13 protein-coding genes, 1 tRNA gene and 2 pseudogenes are annotated in these 17,386 nt (G+C 65.5%); 6 read left to right on the top strand and 10 right to left on the bottom strand.

The window, feature by feature from the left end; genetic code table 11:
* Window positions 1–88 precede the first annotated feature (88 nt).
* The 5 genes and pseudogenes from ACR64R_RS02235 to ACR64R_RS02215 all read left to right on the top strand — a co-directional run bounded on the left by ACR64R_RS02235 (window position 89) and on the right by ACR64R_RS02215 (window position 3,551).
* Window positions 89–433, top strand: a complete 345-nt coding sequence (locus ACR64R_RS02235; protein WP_487360069.1) for a VOC family protein — start codon at window positions 89–91, stop codon at window positions 431–433.
* A 96-nt stretch (window positions 434–529) separates the two neighbouring features.
* Window positions 530–1,939 (top strand): phosphomannomutase, encoded by a 1,410-nt coding sequence (locus ACR64R_RS02230; RefSeq protein WP_487360068.1) that lies wholly within the window; start codon window positions 530–532, stop codon window positions 1,937–1,939.
* A gap of 39 nt (window positions 1,940–1,978) precedes the next feature.
* Window positions 1,979–2,200, top strand: a pseudogene (locus ACR64R_RS02225) (GDP-mannose 4,6-dehydratase); the annotation flags it as partial.
* Between the two features lie 94 nt (window positions 2,201–2,294).
* Window positions 2,295–3,251: an NAD-dependent epimerase/dehydratase family protein gene (locus ACR64R_RS02220; RefSeq protein WP_487360067.1), complete on the top strand. Its 957-nt coding sequence runs from the start codon at window positions 2,295–2,297 to the stop codon at window positions 3,249–3,251.
* A gap of 225 nt (window positions 3,252–3,476) precedes the next feature.
* Window positions 3,477–3,551: transfer RNA gene (locus tag ACR64R_RS02215), tRNA-Gln, on the top strand.
* A 60-nt stretch (window positions 3,552–3,611) separates the two neighbouring features.
* Here the strand turns inward: ACR64R_RS02215 and ACR64R_RS02210 are convergent.
* From ACR64R_RS02210 to ACR64R_RS02175, 8 genes are all read right to left on the bottom strand, one after another.
* Window positions 3,612–4,412 (bottom strand): ABC transporter permease, encoded by an 801-nt coding sequence (locus tag ACR64R_RS02210; RefSeq protein WP_487360066.1) that lies wholly within the window; start codon window positions 4,410–4,412, stop codon window positions 3,612–3,614.
* Entirely contained in the window at window positions 4,409–5,281 is an 873-nt protein-coding gene (locus tag ACR64R_RS02205) for an ABC transporter permease (RefSeq protein WP_487360065.1), read from the bottom strand. The genes ACR64R_RS02210 and ACR64R_RS02205 overlap by 4 nt, the downstream gene beginning before the upstream one ends.
* Window positions 5,278–6,378: an ABC transporter ATP-binding protein gene (locus ACR64R_RS02200; protein WP_487360064.1), complete on the bottom strand. Its 1,101-nt coding sequence runs from the start codon at window positions 6,376–6,378 to the stop codon at window positions 5,278–5,280. The genes ACR64R_RS02205 and ACR64R_RS02200 overlap by 4 nt, the downstream gene beginning before the upstream one ends.
* A 77-nt stretch (window positions 6,379–6,455) precedes the next feature.
* Complete coding sequence (locus ACR64R_RS02195) at window positions 6,456–7,481, bottom strand: ABC transporter substrate-binding protein (RefSeq protein WP_487360063.1); 1,026 nt, start codon at window positions 7,479–7,481, stop codon at window positions 6,456–6,458.
* Between the two features lie 51 nt (window positions 7,482–7,532).
* Window positions 7,533–8,531, bottom strand: coding sequence for an AraD1 family protein (araD1, locus tag ACR64R_RS02190; RefSeq protein ID WP_487360062.1), 999 nt, complete (start codon window positions 8,529–8,531; stop codon window positions 7,533–7,535).
* Between the two features lie 32 nt (window positions 8,532–8,563).
* Window positions 8,564–9,343, bottom strand: a complete 780-nt coding sequence (locus ACR64R_RS02185) for an SDR family NAD(P)-dependent oxidoreductase (RefSeq protein ID WP_487360061.1) — start codon at window positions 9,341–9,343, stop codon at window positions 8,564–8,566.
* 8 nt (window positions 9,344–9,351) lie between these two features.
* Window positions 9,352–11,013, bottom strand: coding sequence for an IlvD/Edd family dehydratase (locus ACR64R_RS02180; protein WP_487362357.1), 1,662 nt, complete (start codon window positions 11,011–11,013; stop codon window positions 9,352–9,354).
* A gap of 62 nt (window positions 11,014–11,075) precedes the next feature.
* Window positions 11,076–11,861: a FadR/GntR family transcriptional regulator gene (locus ACR64R_RS02175; RefSeq protein ID WP_487360060.1), complete on the bottom strand. Its 786-nt coding sequence runs from the start codon at window positions 11,859–11,861 to the stop codon at window positions 11,076–11,078.
* Between ACR64R_RS02175 and ACR64R_RS02170 the strand changes: the two are divergent.
* Window positions 11,781–12,806, top strand: a pseudogene (locus tag ACR64R_RS02170) (aldose 1-epimerase); the annotation flags it as partial. The gene ACR64R_RS02175 and the pseudogene ACR64R_RS02170 sit on opposite strands and share 81 nt — an antisense overlap.
* A 91-nt stretch (window positions 12,807–12,897) precedes the next feature.
* Here the strand turns inward: ACR64R_RS02170 and ACR64R_RS02165 are convergent.
* Both ACR64R_RS02165 and smc read right to left on the bottom strand, forming a co-directional pair.
* The gene (locus ACR64R_RS02165; protein ID WP_487360059.1) at window positions 12,898–13,821 is read right to left on the bottom strand and encodes an acetamidase/formamidase family protein; all 924 of its coding nucleotides are present in this window, start codon (window positions 13,819–13,821) and stop codon (window positions 12,898–12,900) included.
* Between the two features lie 73 nt (window positions 13,822–13,894).
* The gene (gene smc / locus ACR64R_RS02160) at window positions 13,895–17,356 is read right to left on the bottom strand and encodes a chromosome segregation protein SMC (protein ID WP_487360058.1); all 3,462 of its coding nucleotides are present in this window, start codon (window positions 17,354–17,356) and stop codon (window positions 13,895–13,897) included.
* Between the last annotated feature and the right edge of the window lie 30 nt (window positions 17,357–17,386).

Below are 17,386 nucleotides of genomic sequence, written 5' to 3'. Positions count from 1 at the left end.
AATCGATTAAGCAAAAGCTGCGGCAACAAGACTTGCCGGACGCATGGAGGCGATATAGAACATAAAGAGAACAAAGTGGAGTAGCGTTATGAAACTCAACGGTAAACTCGACTATCTGGAACTGCCAGCGACAGGCGGCACGCTGGACAGCGTCAAATCCTTCTACAGTGCGGCCTTTTCGTGGTCGTTCACCGACTACGGTCCGACCTATTCCGCTTTCGCCCAGGGGCTCGACGGCGGCTTCCAGGCAGATGCCAGCGAGGCGCCCGAAAAACCGCTGCCCGTGCTCTACTCCGACAATCTCGAGGAAACGCTGCAAGCGGTCGAGAGCGCCGGCGGCGCCATCGTCAAACCGATCTTTTCCTTCCCCTGCGGCAGGCGGTTTCATTTCACCGATCCGGCCGGTAACGAGCTTGCGGTGTGGGGAAACTAGAAAGGGCGCGGATTTCGAGGTATTTTTTGCTGTTGACAGCCGGGCTAGGCTCACTTCAACAAACAATGGCGATCTTCCAACAGCAAAAGCAGGCTGATGAAATTCGGGTCCAGCGGCGTTCGAGGTTTGGCTTGCGATTTGGTCGGAAGGCCAAGCGGACTTTACACTGAAGGCTTTGCCCGACGTTTGCGGTCGACTGGATTCCAGCAAGGCGAGGTCTTCGTGGGGCGCGACCTGCGCGACAGCAGCCCGGCAATCGCGCAGGACTGCATGGCCGCGCTGGCCGCGTCAGGCTTCCACCCGGTCGATTGCGGTGCGATCCCAACACCAGCGCTTGCCTATTATGCCCGCCAGCACGGCGCCGCCGCGCTGATGGTAACCGGCTCGCATATTCCCGCCGACCGCAATGGCATCAAGTTCTATGGACCGAAAGGCGAGATCGACAAGGCGGATGAGGCCGCGATCACCTCTTATGTCGCTGAGCTGTCGGACGGATATCCCTGGCCGCCGGCGCAGGCGGACTGGCAGACCGCGCACGAACAGGCGCTCGCGGCCTTTCGAGACCGGGTGGGCGGTATTCTCACCTCTCGCGCCCTTTCCGGCATGAGGCTCGGCGTGTACCAGCACAGCACCGTCGCGGCGGAGTTGCTGATCGAGGTCCTGAGGTCCTTTGGCGCGGATGTGACCCCTGTCGGGAAATCTGAAATTTTCGTCCCCGTCGACACGGAGGCCGTCGGCCAGGGAACGATCGCGAAGATGAAGGGCTGGGTGCGCGAGTTCAAGTTCGACGCCGTGCTATCGGCCGATGCTGATGCCGACCGCCCTCTCGTCATCGACGAAAACGGCGAGCTGTTCCGCGGCGACCTGATCGGGCTGGCTACGGCGCTTTTCCTCAAGGCTGACATCGTGGTGACGCCCGTGACCTCCAATTCGGGCATTTCCGAAGCTTTCGGCTTCAGGGTGCTGAGAACGAAGGTCGGCTCCCCCTTCGTCATAGCGGGAATGGAGGCCGCGCGGCAGGCAGTCGGCACTGTGGTCGGTTTCGAGGCCAATGGCGGGGTTCTGCTCGGGTCGGACTGTCTGTTGAACGGCAAAACATTGTCGGCGCTGCCGACACGGGATTCATTCCTGCCGATCCTGGCGGTGCTGGGCACTGCGGCATCGACCGGCAAATCATTGTCCGGCCTGCGTGAAACCTGGAATCTCCCGGTCTGCGCCAGCGAGCGGCTCGAGAACTTCCCGGTGGAGAAATCGCGTGCCCTGATGCGCAGGCTCACCAGCCGCGATGCGCTGCAGGAATTCCTTGCCCCGTTCGGAAACGTCGCGGATGTCGATGAGACCGACGGCCTCAGGGCGCGGATGGCCAGCGGCGAGATCGTCCATCTGCGGCCCTCCGGCAATGCCCCCGAATTTCGTTGCTATGCCGAGGCCGCCAGCCCCGAAAGGGCGGCTGAAATCGTGGCGTCGGCGCTTGAACGGGCGCGGGCCGCCACATTGGCGGATTAGCCAGGCCCGATAACGAGACCGGTGCCGGCGCTGCAGCAGGTGCGCGACATGTGCAGGATCGCGTTTGAGCATGCCGGGTTGACGATAGACGATCATCTCGTCATCGATCCCGATTTGTTCAGGCCCGCGGAAGTCGAAATGCTGCCCGGCAATCCGGCCAAGGCAAGGGCGAAGCTCGGATGGGAAGCGGCGATCTCCCTGGAAGAGACGATCCGCGAAATGGTGGACGCCTATCTTGCGCGCCACTCGGCCGCGTGTTGACAGGAAGCTCATGCATTTCGCGTCGATGGCTTGACGGACCGCGTTATCCCACCCATCCACTCGGGGACAATGTGTCGTGGTCAGGGAGGCCGGCATGCGAGTTCTGATAACCGGCGCGAACGGCTTCGTCGGCCCCTATGTGCGCCATGCGCTGCGCAGGATTTGCGGCGACGACGTTGTCGTTGTTGCGACCTCCAAGGATGGGGGCCCGCATCCCGCTTTCGGCCGGGTCGAGGCCCTTGACGTGACCGACACGGCCGCGGTCCGTGAGGCCGTTGCCCGTCACCGACCCACCCATGTCATTCACCTGGCGGCGGTCGCGGCCCTTGATGTTGCCCAGGCCGATCCCCGGAAAACGTGGCGCATTCATGTGGACGGTGCGCTCAACCTGGCCAATGCCATCATCGACAGAGCCCCTGACTGCTGGCTGGTTCATGTCGGATCCGGCCTGGTCTATGGCGAAAGCGCGAAGACCGGACTGCCGCTCGACGAAGGCGCGCTGCTTGCTCCGATCGACGAGTACGCGGTGACCAAGGCTGCGGCCGACCTCGCGCTCGGCGCGCTTTCATACCAGGGCTTGAAATGTGTTCGGATGCGTCCGTTCAATCATACGGGACCGGGTCAGACCGAGGCATTTGCGGTGCCAGCTTTCGCCATGCAGATCGCGCGGATCGAAGCGGGCCTTGCCGAGCCAGTGATCCGCGTCGGCAATCTCGACGCAAGGCGCGATTTCCTGGACGCACGCGACGTCGCCGATGCCTATGCGCGCGTGGTCCTGAAGAGCAACGAGCTTGCGCCGAACAGCATTTTCAATGTTTCGTCCGGCCTCTCCTGGAGGATGAGCGACATCCTCGACCTGCTGTTGGCCAGAAGCAGCGCCAGGATCGTGACGGAGCACGATCCCCTGCGGCTTCGCCGGAGCGACCTGCCCTGCATCGTTGGCGATGCGACGCGCGCCCGGACACGGCTTGGCTGGGCGCCCGCGCATCCTTTCGAAGATACGCTTGCGGCCGTTCTGGAGGATTGCCGCGCTCGCGTGGCCCAGGCTTGAGCATGGATATGCACCGCGCTCCAGCTTGAACCGGACTGCCCCCATATCGACCGCAGGCGCGAGCGGTAGCCAGGGTGCGCGGGCTTGCCGCACATCGTAGACGATCCAGCGACGAACCGGCGGGGTATGGCGGCCCGTATGGCCTCGCTTTTAGTTGATCTCCCGGCATTGAGCTTTGCTTCGCCTCGTCCTATAAGGCCGCGCGCAGCGGGCATGACCGCCTGCTGGGGCGTCGCCAAGCGGTAAGGCATCGGTTTTTGGTACCGACATTCCCAGGTTCGAATCCTGGCGCCCCAGCCATCCTCTCCCGGTCCGGCCGGCTTAGCCGGGGAGCGCAGTCCGGCGCGGCGTCGGCCCCGATCAAGCGCGTTGCGTGGCGATCTGCCTCGGAACGAGGAACCGGGCCGCAAGGGCGCAGAGCAAGACAGTGAACATCAGAATCAGCGCCACCAGCGCATTGATGTCCGGCGAGAAACCGAGTCGCATCATCGCCCACAGGCGCACCGGCAGCGTCGACTGGGTGCCGGTGACCAGAATGGTGATCATGGTCTCGTCGAACGACAGCGCGAAAGCCAGGATGGCGCCGCCGACCATCGCGCTCGACAGGTTGGGCAGGATGATGCGCCAGAAAGTCTGCAATTTGGTCGCGCCGAGATCGTAGGAGGCCTCGATCAGCGTGCGGCTCATCGACTGCAGGCGCGTCAGCACCGTGCGGTAGACGATCGCCAGCACGAAGGCGGTATGGCCGATGATCACGGTCAGCAGCGACCGCTCGAGGCCGATCTCGCGGAAGAAGATCAGCAACGCAAGGCCGCTGATGATGGGCGGCATCAGGAACGGCAGGAAGATGATGAACTGCAGCGCCGAGCGGCCGGCGCGGCGGCCATGGTAATAGAGGGCAAGCAGCGTGCCGCCGACCACCGAGAGGACGACCGTGCAGAAGCCGACGACGAGCGTGGTGCGGAGGGCGGAAAGGATCTCGTGGTTTCCAGTCAGCGCGACATAGGTCTCGATGGTCGGTGCCGACCAGTCGACCTCGCCGCGCGCCACCGGAAAGAAGGACGACACGATCGGCACGAATAGCGGGCTGTAGAGAAGCACCGCGACCAGCACGGTTATCGCGGCGAGAAGGATCGTGGACAGGCGCGGCGGGGCGATCAAAGCGAGGCCCCCCGATTGCGCCCGAAGCGCTCGCCGAGAAGGATGGCGACGATGACCACGACGGCCAGGGCAACTGACAGTGCGGCGCCGAAAGGCCAGTTATAGGCGGTGCCGAACTGACTGTAGAGGATGCGGCCGAAAGTGAAGCCGCTGATCCCGCCGACCATCTGCGGCGTGAGAAAGTCGCCGATTGCCAGCACGAAAACAAAGCTCGCCGCCGAGGCGACACCGGGCAAGGAAAGCGGCAGGGTGATCCTCAGGAAGGTCTGCAGGCTGCTTGCGCCGAGGTCGTCGGAAGCGCGCAGCAGCACCTGCGGGATACGCTCCAGCGCCAGGAAGATCGGCAGGATCGCGAAGGGGATCAACAACAGCGTCAGCGTGAGCAGGATGGCGTTCATGTTGAAGACGAAGAGCGTCGACGGCTCGGACAGGATGCCAAGTCCCACCAGAGCCTTGTTGAGAAAGCCATTGAGGCCGAGGATGCTGCGGATGGCGTAGATCTTGATGACGTAGCTCATCAAGAGCGGCACCATCAGCAGCATCAGCAAGGCGTAGCGCCAGCGGCCCTTGAGCGTTGTCAGGAAATAGGCCGCCGGATAGGCGAGCAGGATGGAGATCGCCGCCACCGAGAGGCAGAGCACGATCGTGCGCCAGAACACCGGAAGGAAGACCGGGTCGGTGAAGAAGCGAACATAATTGGCGAGCGTCGGCACGTAGACGATCTGGCCCTGGTCGACGCTGAAGAAGCTGTAGACGAGGAAGATCGCCAGCGGCGCCAGGACGAACATCACCGGCAGCGCAAAGGCGAGCACGGGGACCAGCGGCGACCAGCGGATGGAGGCAGGACGCGCCAGGCCAGCGTTTCTCATGCCAGCACCAGATGGCCTTCGTGCGGCGCGAAGGAAAGCGCCACGGTCTCGCCGGCCGTCAGCGCGCTGCCCTCCACCCTGCTTGGAAACCGCAGCCTCAGGCGCTGCGCGGCGTCGCCGCCGGCCGTGATCGTGGCGACCGTCGAGGAACCGGCAAAGGCGACATCGGCGACAGCGCCGGAAAGACGGTTCCCGGCATCGCCGTCGCCGGCAAGGCGCAGCGCTTCGGGGCGGAAGGCGGCGAAGCCGCGGGCACCGGTGGCCGCGGCCTTGAGATGCGGCTGTCCGGCGACCGAACAGACCAGCCGGCCGAGCGCCGTCTCGATCGCGCGGAACTCGCCCTGCGTCTCGCCGAGCGTGCCCGCCACAAGATTGTTCTCGCCGAAGAACCGCGCCACGAACTCGCAGTTCGGCTTGTAATAAAGCTCGTGCGGACTGCCGAGCTGGCGGATATGGCCGGCCTGCATGACGCAGATCCGATCGGCCATGCCAATGGCTTCCTCCTGGTCATGGGTGACGAACAGGAACGTGGTCTTGACCTCGCGCTGGATGGATTTCAGGAACTCCTGCATCTGCCGGCGCAGTTCGAGGTCGAGTGCCGCAAGCGGCTCGTCGAGCAGGACGAGCCGGGGCTGGCAGATCAGCGCCCGCGCCAGCGCCACGCGCTGCCGTTGGCCGCCCGACAACTGGGCCGGAAAGCGTTCGGCGAAGCGCCCGAGCTGGACCAGTTCCAGGGCTTGCGCGACCCGGCGCGCTATCTCCTTGCGCGGCACGTGGCGGACCGACAGGCCGTAGCCGACATTGCCGGCGACGGTGAGATGCGGGAACAGGGCGTAGTCCTGGAACACGGTATTGAAGGGCCGCCGATTGATCGGCATGCCGCTGATGTCCCGGCCATCCAGCCGTATCTCACCCGCCGTGAGCGGCTCCAGGCCGCCGATGAGCCTGAGCACCGTGGTCTTGCCCGAACCGGACGGCCCCAGCACGGTGAGGAACTCTCCGTCCCGGATTGAAAGGTCGACTCCGTGCAGCACGGGAACCGTGCCATAGGATTTCGAGACGGAGTGCAGCGTGAGCAGGTCACTGGTCTGGTTCATGGCCTACTTTCAAGAATGGCGTGTAAGCGGTCCGGAAGGGTCCGGACCGCCAGATCGTCGAGTGGAGCGGGATCGGCTCAGGGCGTAGCCTTGATCTCGTTCCAAAGGTCGGAGCGCTTCAGCGGATCCTCGACATTGTTGAGCCAGACCAGCTTGTCGTTGCTGCCGGCGCTGCCGGACTCGACCACGGTGTTGCCGAAGCCGGTCCGCTCGGATAGCGCGCCGCTCACCTTCTTGCTCAGCATGAAGTTGATCCACTTCTCAGCCGCGTCATTGTCGCGAACGCCCTTTGAGATCACCCAGTTGTCGAGCCAGGCGAGCGCGCCTTCGCTCGGATTGATGTAGGCGACATGGGCGCCAATCTTCTGCAGGGCCTTGACCTGCTGCTGGCCGTAGTTGGCCCAGATCAGGGCGACGTCGTTGTTCTGGTAAATCTGCTGGGCCTCGTCGGCGGTCGTGTAGAAGCTGAGCACGTTGCGCTTCAGCTCGACCAGCTTGGCCTTGACCGCCGCCATCTGCTCGGCGCTGAGATTGAACGGGTCCTCGTAGCCCAGCGTCAGGGCCGTGAAGGAGAAATTGTGCTCGCCATTGTCATAGGCCAGCACCTTGCCCTTGTAGGCCGGATCCCACAGCACCGACATCGAGGTCGGCGCCGGCTTCACCTTGTCGGTGTCGTAGATCAGTCCGATGGAATCGAAGCAGAAGGGAATGCCGTAGACCTTGCCGTCCTTGGTGTCGCCGCTGACCTTGGAGATGTCGCGGAAGCGCGGCAGCACATCCTTCTGGTTTGAGAGCTTCGACACGTCGATCGGCTTGACGAGATCGGCCTTGATGTAGCGCTGCAGTTGCGCGGTGTTGACGGCGAAGACGTCGAAGTCCTGCCCTTCGCTGCCCTTGATCTTGGCCCATATCTCGTCGTCGCTGCCGATGAAGACGACATCGACGCCGATCCCGGTTTCGGCGGTGAACTCCTTGACCCAGTCGGCGTCGGCGTAGCCGTCCCAGGCCAGAACGCGCAGGTTCGCCGCGAGCGCCGACGATGCCATCAGGCCGATGCCCAGGCCGACACTCGCTATTCCTAGAAGCAGTCTCTTCAACAGCATGATCATTCTCCCATTTTTTGTTGTGATGATCTCAGTCCGCGGGTCTTGCCGTCACAAAGGTGTGACGGCCACCAGCCCCTCGTCCGGCACCGCCTGCATGCGGTTGCGCAACGGCCTGCCGAATTCCGGTGCCTGGATTTCGTATTCGTCGCCCGGCGCCGTCTTGATGCCGGACGCGTAACTCATCACCGCCGCGCCGAAGAAATAGGCATGCAGATCGCCTGGCCGGCGATGCATCGGGTAGCGGAAGTGGTAGTGCTCGAGATTGGCGATCGAGTGCGACATGTGCGCCTCGCCCGAGAGGAATTCCTGTTCCCAGATGACGGCGCCGTCCCGCCGGATGCGCGAAGTGCCTCGCACCTCCTGCGGCAGCTCGCCGATCAGCAGTTCGGGACCGATCGAGCAGGAGCGAAGTTTCGAGTGCGCGAGGTAGAGATAATTCTCGGCCTCGGTCACGTGGTCGGAATACTCGTTGCCCAGCGCGTAGCCGATGCGATAGGGGCGGCCGTCCGTTCCGTTGAGGTAGAGCCCGACGATCTCGGCCTCCTCGGCGCCCGCCTTGGCGTAGGCCGGCAGCGGCAGCGCGGCGCCGGGCGGCACGACGCAGGTGCCGACGCCCTTGAAGAACCATTCGGGCTGGACGCCGAGCTGTCCCGGCGCGGGCTTGCCGCCTTCCAGCCCCATGCGGAAGATCTTGAGCGAATCGGATTCGGCGGCGTCCTCGCCGTGCGTCAGCACATGCATCTTGTCGCGCGCGGCGGCGCTTCCCGTGTGCGTGAGGCCGGTGCCGGTGATGAGGAAACGCGCCGGCTCCGGATGATCGACCGGGACAAGCACGCGGCCTTCGCGCAGCAGCCGGTCGTAATCGACTTTCTCGCTGCTGGTCCGCTCCTCGACGAGCGACGCTATGGACCTGCCCTCGGCGATGGCCGCCGTGGCAAGTTCGAGGACGGTTTCGGTGTCGTCAAGGATATTGAGGTGATCGCCATCGGCGTCGACGCGGCCAACACGACGGCTGCCATCGGGCAATTCGAACTGAACGAGACGCATGATGCTACCTTTTTGCTGCGGTCCGATGGCGGTCACACCCAGCCGCCATCGACGATGAATTGCTGGCTCGAGCACATGCGGCTGTCATCGGCGGCAAGAAACAGCGCCATCCGCGCGATGTCGGAAGGCTGCAACCTGTCGGGCAGGCACTGCCTTTCCTCGATCTGGCGCTCGCCGGCCGGCGTCAGCCACAAACGCATCTGGCGCTCCGTCATCACCCAGCCAGGCACCATGCAGTTGACGCGGATGCGCTCGGGGCCGAGTTCACGGGCAAGCGCCCGTGTCATGCCGTAGACGGCCGCCTTCGCCGTCACGTAGGCGGGACAATCCGGATCGCCGACCATCCAGGTGATAGAACCAAAATTGATGATCGAGCCGCCGCCAAGCGCCTTCATTTGCGGGCGCACGGCCTGCGCGGCGAAGAACTGGTGGCGCAGGTTGACGGCCATGCGGTCGTCCCAATAGGCGACGCTGACATCGGCGGTCTGGTGGCGATCGTCATTGCCGGCGTTGTTGCAGAGAGCCTGGATGGGACCATTGCGCTCCCTCGCCTGCTCGACGGCCGCCTGCAGCGCCTCTACATTGCGCAGATCGCAGGCAATGAAGAACGGTTCGGGATGGCCTTGCGCCGCGATCGCAGCCGCCAGCTGCCGGGAAGGCTCCGCCGCCATGTCGACGAAGGCGACACGGCTGCCTTGCGCGCAGAAATGGCGCACGAGGCTCTCGCCGATGCCGCTGCCGCCGCCGGTTATGAAGACGCTGCGGCCCTTGAGGCTGGGGTAGATCGCATAGCTCGCGGTCTCGTCGCTCATTGCGGCACCTAATGCGAATGGCGGGGGATGCCGGCATCGCGGCGCCCGACGAGGAAATCGAAATCGCAGCCTTGGTCGGCCTGCAGGACGCGTTCGACATAGAGGCTCTGATAGCCGCCCTCCGGCGGCGCCGGCGGTTTCCAGTCGCGGCGGCGGGCGGCAAGCTCCTCTTCGGAAACCAGCAACTCGAGACGCCGGCCGGCCACGTCGAGATCAATGAGATCGCCATCGCGAACCAGGGCAAGCGCGCCACCCGCCGCGGCCTCGGGAGCAACGTGCAAGACAACGGTGCCGTATGCGGTGCCGCTCATGCGCGCATCGGAGATGCGCACCATGTCGGATACGCCCTGCTTCAGGAGCTTCGCAGGCAGCGGCATGTTGCCGACCTCTGCCATGCCCGGATAGCCGCGCGGCCCGCAATTCTTGAGCACCATCACCGACGAGGCGTCGATGTCGAGATCCGGGTCGTCGATGCGGGCGTAGTAGTGCTCGATGTTCTCGAAAACCACCGCCCTGCCCCGATGCTGCATAAGCGCCGGCGTCGCCGCCGACGGCTTTATGACGGCGCCGTCGGGCGCAAGGTTGCCGCGCAGCACCGATATGCCGCCTTCGCCGGTCAGCGGCCGGTCGAGCGGCCTGATGACCTCGGGATTGTAGTTCGGCGCGCCGTCGACCAGCTCGCCGATGGTCCTGCCGCTGACGGTCATGACATCGCGATGAAGAAACCCCACCTCATCAAGCGACGCCATGACCGCGGCGAGCCCCCCGGCATAGTAAAAATCTTCCATCAGGAACCGGCCCGACGGCATCAGGTCGACAATTGTCGGCACATTGCGGCCGAGGCGGTCCCAGTCGTCGAGGCCGAGATCGATACCGATGCGGCGCGCGATCGCGATGAGGTGCAGCACCGCATTGGTCGATCCGCCGATGGCGCCATTGACGCGGATGGCGTTTTCAAAGGCCTGCCTGGTGAGGATCTGCGAGATGGTCACGCCTTCGTGGACCATTTCGACAATCCGCCGCCCCGCCAGTTGGGCAAGCACGGCGCGGCGTGAATCGACCGCAGGTATCGCCGCGTTGTCAGGCATGCCGATGCCCAGCGCCTCGACCATGCTGGCCATGGTGGAGGCGGTGCCCATGGTCATGCAGCTGCCGGCCGACCGGCTCTGCCCCTGCTCGGCCGCCAGGAAATCCTCGACCTTCATGCGGCCGGCCTTCACCTCCTCGGCGAATTTCCAGACATGGGTGCCCGAACCGATGTCCTGGCCGCGGAACTTGCCGTTGAGCATCGGCCCGCCGGACACCGCTATGGTCGGCAGGTTGCACGATGCCGCGCCCATCAGCAGGGCCGGCGTGGTCTTGTCGCATCCGACCAGAAGCACGACGCCGTCGATCGGGTTGCCGCGGATGGACTCCTCGACATCCATGCTCGCCAGGTTGCGGAACAGCATGGCCGTGGGGCGCATATTGCTTTCGCCGAGCGACATGACGGGGAATTCCACCGGCAGGCCGCCTGCCTCATAGACGCCGCGCTTGACGTGATCGGCGAGCGCCCGCAAATGCGCATTGCATGGGGTGAGCTCCGACCAGGTGTTGCAGATTCCGATCACCGGCCGGCCGTCGAACGCGTCGGCCGGAATGCCCTGGTTCTTCATCCAGCTGCGATGCATGAAGGCGTTCTTGCCTTCACCGCCGAACCAAGCCGTCGATCGCAGCTTTGGCTTTTGCTCGCTCACGATCTCTGTTCCTTACGGCGCCTGTTACGGTTCTCGACACTGCGGCGAACATCGTCCTCGGCGTTGTCGATGAGGACGAGAAGAGCCTGCTGAGCACCGCCCCCATCGCCGGCGGCGATCTTCTCGGCCACCTCGCGATGCAGCGGCAGCGAGTGGCGCTGTCCCTCCGGATTGTCGTTGGAGAGACGGAAGCTCATCATCAGGGCCGTCTCCACCAACGCCGCCAGGGAGCCGATCAGCTCATTGCCCGTCATGCGCAGGATGGTCTGGTGGAAGACCAGGTCGGGCTTGGCAAAGCGGTCGCCGTCGTCGCCAACGCTTTCCATTTCGGCGAGAGCGGCGTTGAGCTCCGCAAGCTGCTCCGGCGTCGCGCGCTTGGCCGCGAGCGCGGCCGACATCGGCTCGATCGCCCGACGGAGCTCGAAAAGGGCCGTGACATCCTCGGCACTGACGCCCGCCGCGTAGCGCCATGAAAGGACGTCCGGATCGAGGAAGTTCCAGTCGGACCGCGGGCGCACCCGAGTGCCGGTCTTCGGCCGCGACTCGACCAGCCCCTTGCCTGCCAGGACCTTGATCGCCTCGCGCAACACGGTGCGGCTGACGCCAAGCATCTCACTGGAGTCGTCGGCATTGGGGAGCGCCTCACCCGGCAGGAAATCGCCCTGCACGATGCGCAGTCCGATCTGCTCGACGACCGTCGCATGCAGCGCCGTCGAGCCGCTGGCGACCGCCGCGACGACCCGCGACGTGCGTGCGGTGCTGAAGGATTTGGTATTCTTCATACTATTCATATGATATGTCTTTATCCAGCCGAGGATGAGAGTCAAGCCGCTGGAGAGAGGATGGACGGGAATTTTGAGACGGGGGGTGCGGGTGGGCTGGTTACGATCGCCGATGACCTGGCGACGGTCGGGATCGCCCCGGCCGCCGGCGGCGCGCTGGCGTCGTATCGCTGGCGCAAGAAGAATGGACATGCCGTCGACTGGCTACGTCCCGCCGGACCAGCCGCGCTCGACAGCCGCGACGCCGGCGCGATGGCCTGCTTTCCGCTCGTCCCCTACTCCAATCGTGTCAGGGCGGGCCGCTTCACTTTCGCCGGCCGGGCCATCGAACTGCCGACTCGACCGGACGACCCGCATTATGAGCACGGCCATGGCTGGCGACGGCCGTGGACGCTGGCCGGGCACCAGGACGCCACGGCGATCCTGCGCTATCGCCACGAGGCCGATTCCTGGCCCTGGAGCTACGAGGCCGAGCAGAGGATCGGACTCGCACGGGGCTGCCTGAGCATCCGGATCTCGCTGCGCAACCTCTCGGACACGCCCATGCCGGCCGGGTTCGGACTTCACCCCTACTTTCCCGCCACGCCGTGGACGCATGTCCAGGCCGATGTCACCGGGATGTGGGAAACCGACGCAGAGGTTCTGCCCACACGCCACGTTTCGCCGCCCGCGGGCGGCGATCCGACCACGGGCTTCGACGTCACCGAGGCCGCATTCGACACCGTCTTCACCGGATGGACACGCCGGGCGCGCATCACCTGGCCGGATGAAGAACGGTTGCTGGATATCGAGGCCGAAGCACCGCTCGATTTCCTGGTGCTCTACACACCGCCGGGCGAGCCGTTCTTCTGCGCCGAGCCGGTGAGCAACATCACCGACGCCTTCAACCGGCTTGAGGAAGGCACCGGCTGCATGGTGCTCGCGCCCGGCGAGAGCCGGTCGGCACGCGTCCGTTTCATGCCGTCACAGCAATCTGATGCCTGCCAACCGGAGCCACGCAGCGGTTCCGGTTGGCGCACCTTGGGCCGCGCGCTCCTCAACCGACGGAGGCCGGTTTCGGAAGCCATCGCTTTTCGACAAGGCAGACCATCGTATAGGCAGGGTCAAAGACGTTTCCGACGTGATACCGGACAACCTGTCCCATCAGATGCGACGCGGCGGCAGCAGACAATCCATAATCGCTGGTCAGCCAGTTGAGCATGTCCGTGGTCGCATGCTGAAGGGCCTGATCCAGCGGCCGAGCGTTGCCGACCGAGAAAATATGCGTTTCGTTTTCACCGCGAGGCCATGTCAACCGCCTGTTCTTTTCCACACTAAGGCGTAGCTGCACTTCAAAACAGGTCTCGATCCCGGTTCCGACGATCTCCCCATCGCCCTGCGTCGCATGGCAATCGCCCGCGAAGAAAAGCGCACCCTCCACGGCAACGGGAAACCAAACGGTCACGCCAGGCCGAAAGCCGCGATAATCCATGTTCCCGCCATTCTCCGCGCTTGTCGCGGTGGAGAAAGCCTGGCCCATCGCGGGCGCCACGCCAAAGCAACCGATCATCGGTTCGAGCGGCAGCACGAAGTTCTCAAGGCCCGGCGGCGGCTCCTGCAACTTCACGGTTCGCGATTCCAAATCGATCAGCCAGTCTGCTCTGTCCCTCGCCGGCAATTGGCGAGCAGCCTCGGGATCGACAACATTCGCGGCCAGCGACGAGATCGTCCAGCCGGAGGGGCGGATAGGATCCATGCGCAGGATGTCCACGCGGAGCGCATCGCCCGGTGCGGCTCCCGTCACGAAGACCGGGCCGTTCATCGGGTTTGGACCATGAGCCGGTCGCGCACCGTTCTTGTCGAAGCCCCTAGCGTCCAGCGTCTCCGTGATCACGACATCGCCGGATGCAATCGTGAGCGCCGGCGCGACCGTGCCGAGGACATTGTGCCACGTGGTGTTGATGAGCTTGTGCGTTGCCATGGAATGGCAGTAGCGAAGGCGTTGCTGCGCGGCAAGTGGGCGGATCTAGCTCCTCAGGTAACGAGACCCTGAATCAGCTCGCCTCGCGCATTGCCTCGGCGGCCTGCAGGTCGACCGAGACCAATTGGCTGACGCCCTGCTCGGCCATGGTGACGCCGAACAGGCGGTCCATGCGCGCCATGGTGATCGGGTTGTGGGTGATGATGACGAAGCGCGTCTCGGTGGTCTTTGCCATCTCTTCCATCAGATTGCAAAAACGCTCGACATTGTGGTCGTCGAGCGGCGCGTCGACCTCGTCGAGCACGCAGATCGGCGCCGGATTGGTGAGGAACACGGCGAAGATCAGCGACATCGCCGTCAGCGCCTGCTCGCCGCCGGACAAGAGCGTCATGGTCTGCGGCTTCTTGCCGGGCGGGCGGGCGAGGATTTCGAGCCCGGCTTCGAGCGGATCTTCCGACTCGATCAGCTGCAGCTCGGCCGTGCCGCCGCCGAACAGATGCGAGAACAGGCGCTGGAAGTGGCCGTTGACCACCTCAAAGGCCGAAAGCAGCCGCTCGCGACCCTCGCGGTTGAGGCTCTGGATCGCCTGGCGCAACTTGCGGATCGCCTCGACGATGTCCTCGCGCTCGGAAACGATCGTCTCCAGCCGCTCCGACAATTCCTTCTGCTCTTCCTCGGCGCGCAGATTGACGGCGCCCAGCCGCTCGCGCTCGATCTTCAGCCGGTCGAGCTGGCGCTCGATCTCGGCCATGTCGGGCATCGGATCGTCGGCTTCGAGGCCGGTATGCTTGACGACCAGATGCGGCGGCGTGTTCAGCGCTTCCTGGATGCGCGCCTCGACCTCGGCGCGGCGTTCATCCGCCGCTGTCAGCCGTTCCTCGGCGCGGACGCGCGTCTCGCGCGCTTCGGCGAGCGACTGGATGGCGGCGGTCGCGGCCTTGTCGAGCTCAGCCTGCTTGTTCTCCGCCTCCTGCAGGCGGTCGCCGGCTGCCTGGCGCAGCGCTTCGGCCTCGGAAAGCTGCGTCAGCAGGGCGCGGCGCTTGGCGTCGATCTCGTCGGGCGCATCGGCCAGCCTCTCGCGCTCGGCTTCGGCCTCGGCCTTGCGCTCGCCGAGCGCCGCGATCTGCGTCGAGGCGTTTTCGGCGCGCTCCAGCCAGTTCTTGCGCTCCGCGCCGATAGCATCCAGCCGGCGCATGCGCGCCTCGGCCTCGCGCCGCAGCCCGTCATGCACGGCGCGCGCGTCGGCGAGCGTGGCACGGTCGCGCGAGACATTGGCGGAGGCCTGTTCGAGCTGCAATTGCAGGTCGCCGAGATCGGGCGCGTCCTTCAGCATCTCCTCGGCTTCGAGGAAGGCGGCCTGCGTCTCCTCATGGCTTTCGACGATGCGCGCGCGGGCGTCATCCAGGGCGGCGCGGCGGCTCGCCAGCTCGCCGCCGGCCTTTTCGGCCTCGGCCAGCGCGTTGCGGGCGGCATCCAGCGCATGCTGGGCGTCACGGCCGGCCTGGCGCGCATTGCGTTCGGCCTCGCTTGCCTGGCGCATCGTCCGCTCGGCGTGCGCCAGCGCTTCCTCGGCCTCGCGCACGATGCGCGTCGCCTGCACGGCCTCTGCATCGAGCTCGGCCAAGCGGTTCTTCTGCGCCAGCCGCAGCGCGGCGGCAGTCGGGGCGTCGGCGCTCGCGGTCAGGCCGTCCCAGCGCCAGAGCGCGCCATCGCGGCTGACCAGTCGCTGGCCGGGCGCCAACAATGCTTGAAGCCGGCGGCCGTCGGCGGCATCGACGATGCCGATCTGCGCCAGGCGGCGCGCAAGCTGCGCCGGCGCGCGCACGACGCTTGCCAAGCTCTTCACGCCTTCGGGCAGCTCCGCATCGCTGGGCTGCACCGCACTTTCGCCCCAATGCACCGGGGCGCTGCGGTCGAGCGGCACGTCGAGATCCTCGCCAAGTGCCGCGCCAAGCGCGGTCTCGTAGCCGCGCTCGACGCTGATCTGTTCAAGCACCGAAGGGAAAAGATCGCCGCCGCTGGTGGCGTTCAGGACCTTAGCCAGCGTGCGCGCTTCCGTCTCTATGCGGGCGAGTTCCGCCCTGGCCTCCTGCAGCGGAGGCCTCGCAGCGCTTTCGGCAGCGCGTGCCTCGGCGACGGCCTGCTCCGCGGCAATAGTGCCGGCTTCACTCTCTTCCAGCCGGGCCAGCGCGTCCTCGACCAGCAGCCGCTTCTCGGCCGGATCCGGGAGGCCGGAAATGCGCGCCGCAATGTCGGAGAGTTCGCGATCGACCTCGGCGAGCTGGCGGGCAAAGCGGTCGCGGCGCTCGGCGGTCTCGCGCAGACTGCGCTCGATCTGGTGGCGCGAGGCGGCCGCCTCAGCGCGTTCGGCGGTCAGCGCGGCAAGTTTTGCCTCGCTTTGCGACAGCGTCGCGCCGGCTTGTTCGAAAGCCGCGCGCGTGGTCGCCTCGCGCTCGGCGGCGCCGGCGTTTTCCGAATTGAGCTCGGCTTCCTCGGTGCGCAGGCGCTCGAGGATGTCGGCGTTGTCGCGCACCATCCGCTCCTCGCGGGCGATGTCGGCATCGAGCTGCTGGAGGCGGCGTTCGAGCTCGGTCTGGCGGACGCGGATACGGCCGGCCTCTTCCTCGATCTGCGTCTTGGCGATCGACAGGCGCTGAAAAGCCGCGGCGGCGGCGGCTTCCGCCTCGCGCAGGTCCGGCAGCCGGTGCGCGGCGATGGCCTGCTCCCTGGCGGCCGCCATCTGGGCGGCGGCGCGGTCGCCAACCAGCGTGGTGGCGACGGCAAGCGCGGAACGCGCCTCGCCTTCCTGGGTTTTCGCCAGTGTCCAGCGCAGATGCAACAGCGTCGCTTCGGCTTTGCGGATATCGGCAGAGAGGTTCTTGAAGCGCGAGGCCTGGCGCGCCTGACGCTTCAGGCTGTCGATCTGGCCTTCCAGCTCGCCGACGACATCGTCCAGCCGTTCGAGGTTCTGCTCGGCGGCCTTGAGCCGGAGTTCCGCCTCGTGGCGGCGCGTGTGCAGGCCGGAAATGCCGGCGGCTTCTTCGAGCAGCGCGCGGCGGGCCTGCGGCTTGGCCTGGATCAGCTCGCCGATGCGGCCCTGTCCGACCATCGAGGGCGAGCGAGCGCCGGTCGACTGGTCGGCGAAGAGAAGCTGCACGTCCTTGGCGCGTGCTTCCTTGCCGTTGATGCGGTAGAGCGAGCCCGCCTCGCGCTCGATGCGCCGCGACACCTGCAATTCGTCGGCGTCGTTGAAGGCGGAAGGCGCGGTACGGTCAGTATTGTCGAGGAAAAGCGTGACTTCGGCCGTGTTGCGCGCCGGGCGCGCGCCGGAGCCGGAAAAGATCACATCGTCCATGCCGGACGCGCGCATGTTCTTGTATGAGCTTTCGCCCATCACCCAGCGCAAGGCTTCGACGAGGTTCGACTTGCCGCAGCCGTTCGGCCCGACAATACCGGTAAGTCCGCGTTCGATGACGAACTCGCCGGGCTCGACGAAGGATTTGAAACCGAGAAGGCGAAGGCGCGAAAATTTCATTCGCGCCGCCCCATCCTGCAGGCCAAAGCA

This window comes from Mesorhizobium sp. MC2-1-1 (genome assembly GCF_057597255.1).
This window is presented reverse-complemented; position numbering and strand designations above follow the sequence as displayed.

Excerpts from the sequence above, each read along its gene's own strand:
- ACR64R_RS02165 (WP_487360059.1), bottom strand. The coding sequence starts at position 13,821 with ATGGCAACGCACAAGCTCATCAACACCACGTGGCACAATGTCCTCGGC.
- ACR64R_RS02185 (WP_487360061.1), bottom strand. The coding sequence starts at position 9,343 with ATGAGCGACGAGACCGCGAGCTATGCGATCTACCCCAGCCTCAAGGGC.
- ACR64R_RS02230 (WP_487360068.1), top strand. The coding sequence starts at position 530 with ATGAAATTCGGGTCCAGCGGCGTTCGAGGTTTGGCTTGCGATTTGGTC.
- ACR64R_RS02200 (WP_487360064.1), bottom strand. The coding sequence starts at position 6,378 with ATGAACCAGACCAGTGACCTGCTCACGCTGCACTCCGTCTCGAAATCC.
- ACR64R_RS02195 (WP_487360063.1), bottom strand. The coding sequence starts at position 7,481 with ATGCTGTTGAAGAGACTGCTTCTAGGAATAGCGAGTGTCGGCCTGGGC.
- smc (WP_487360058.1), bottom strand. The coding sequence starts at position 17,356 with ATGAAATTTTCGCGCCTTCGCCTTCTCGGTTTCAAATCCTTCGTCGAG.
- ACR64R_RS02235 (WP_487360069.1), top strand. The coding sequence starts at position 89 with ATGAAACTCAACGGTAAACTCGACTATCTGGAACTGCCAGCGACAGGC.
- ACR64R_RS02220 (WP_487360067.1), top strand. The coding sequence starts at position 2,295 with ATGCGAGTTCTGATAACCGGCGCGAACGGCTTCGTCGGCCCCTATGTG.
- araD1 (WP_487360062.1), bottom strand. The coding sequence starts at position 8,531 with ATGCGTCTCGTTCAGTTCGAATTGCCCGATGGCAGCCGTCGTGTTGGC.
- ACR64R_RS02175 (WP_487360060.1), bottom strand. The coding sequence starts at position 11,861 with ATGAAGAATACCAAATCCTTCAGCACCGCACGCACGTCGCGGGTCGTC.
- ACR64R_RS02205 (WP_487360065.1), bottom strand. The coding sequence starts at position 5,281 with ATGAGAAACGCTGGCCTGGCGCGTCCTGCCTCCATCCGCTGGTCGCCG.
- ACR64R_RS02180 (WP_487362357.1), bottom strand. The coding sequence starts at position 11,013 with ATGCATCGCAGCTGGATGAAGAACCAGGGCATTCCGGCCGACGCGTTC.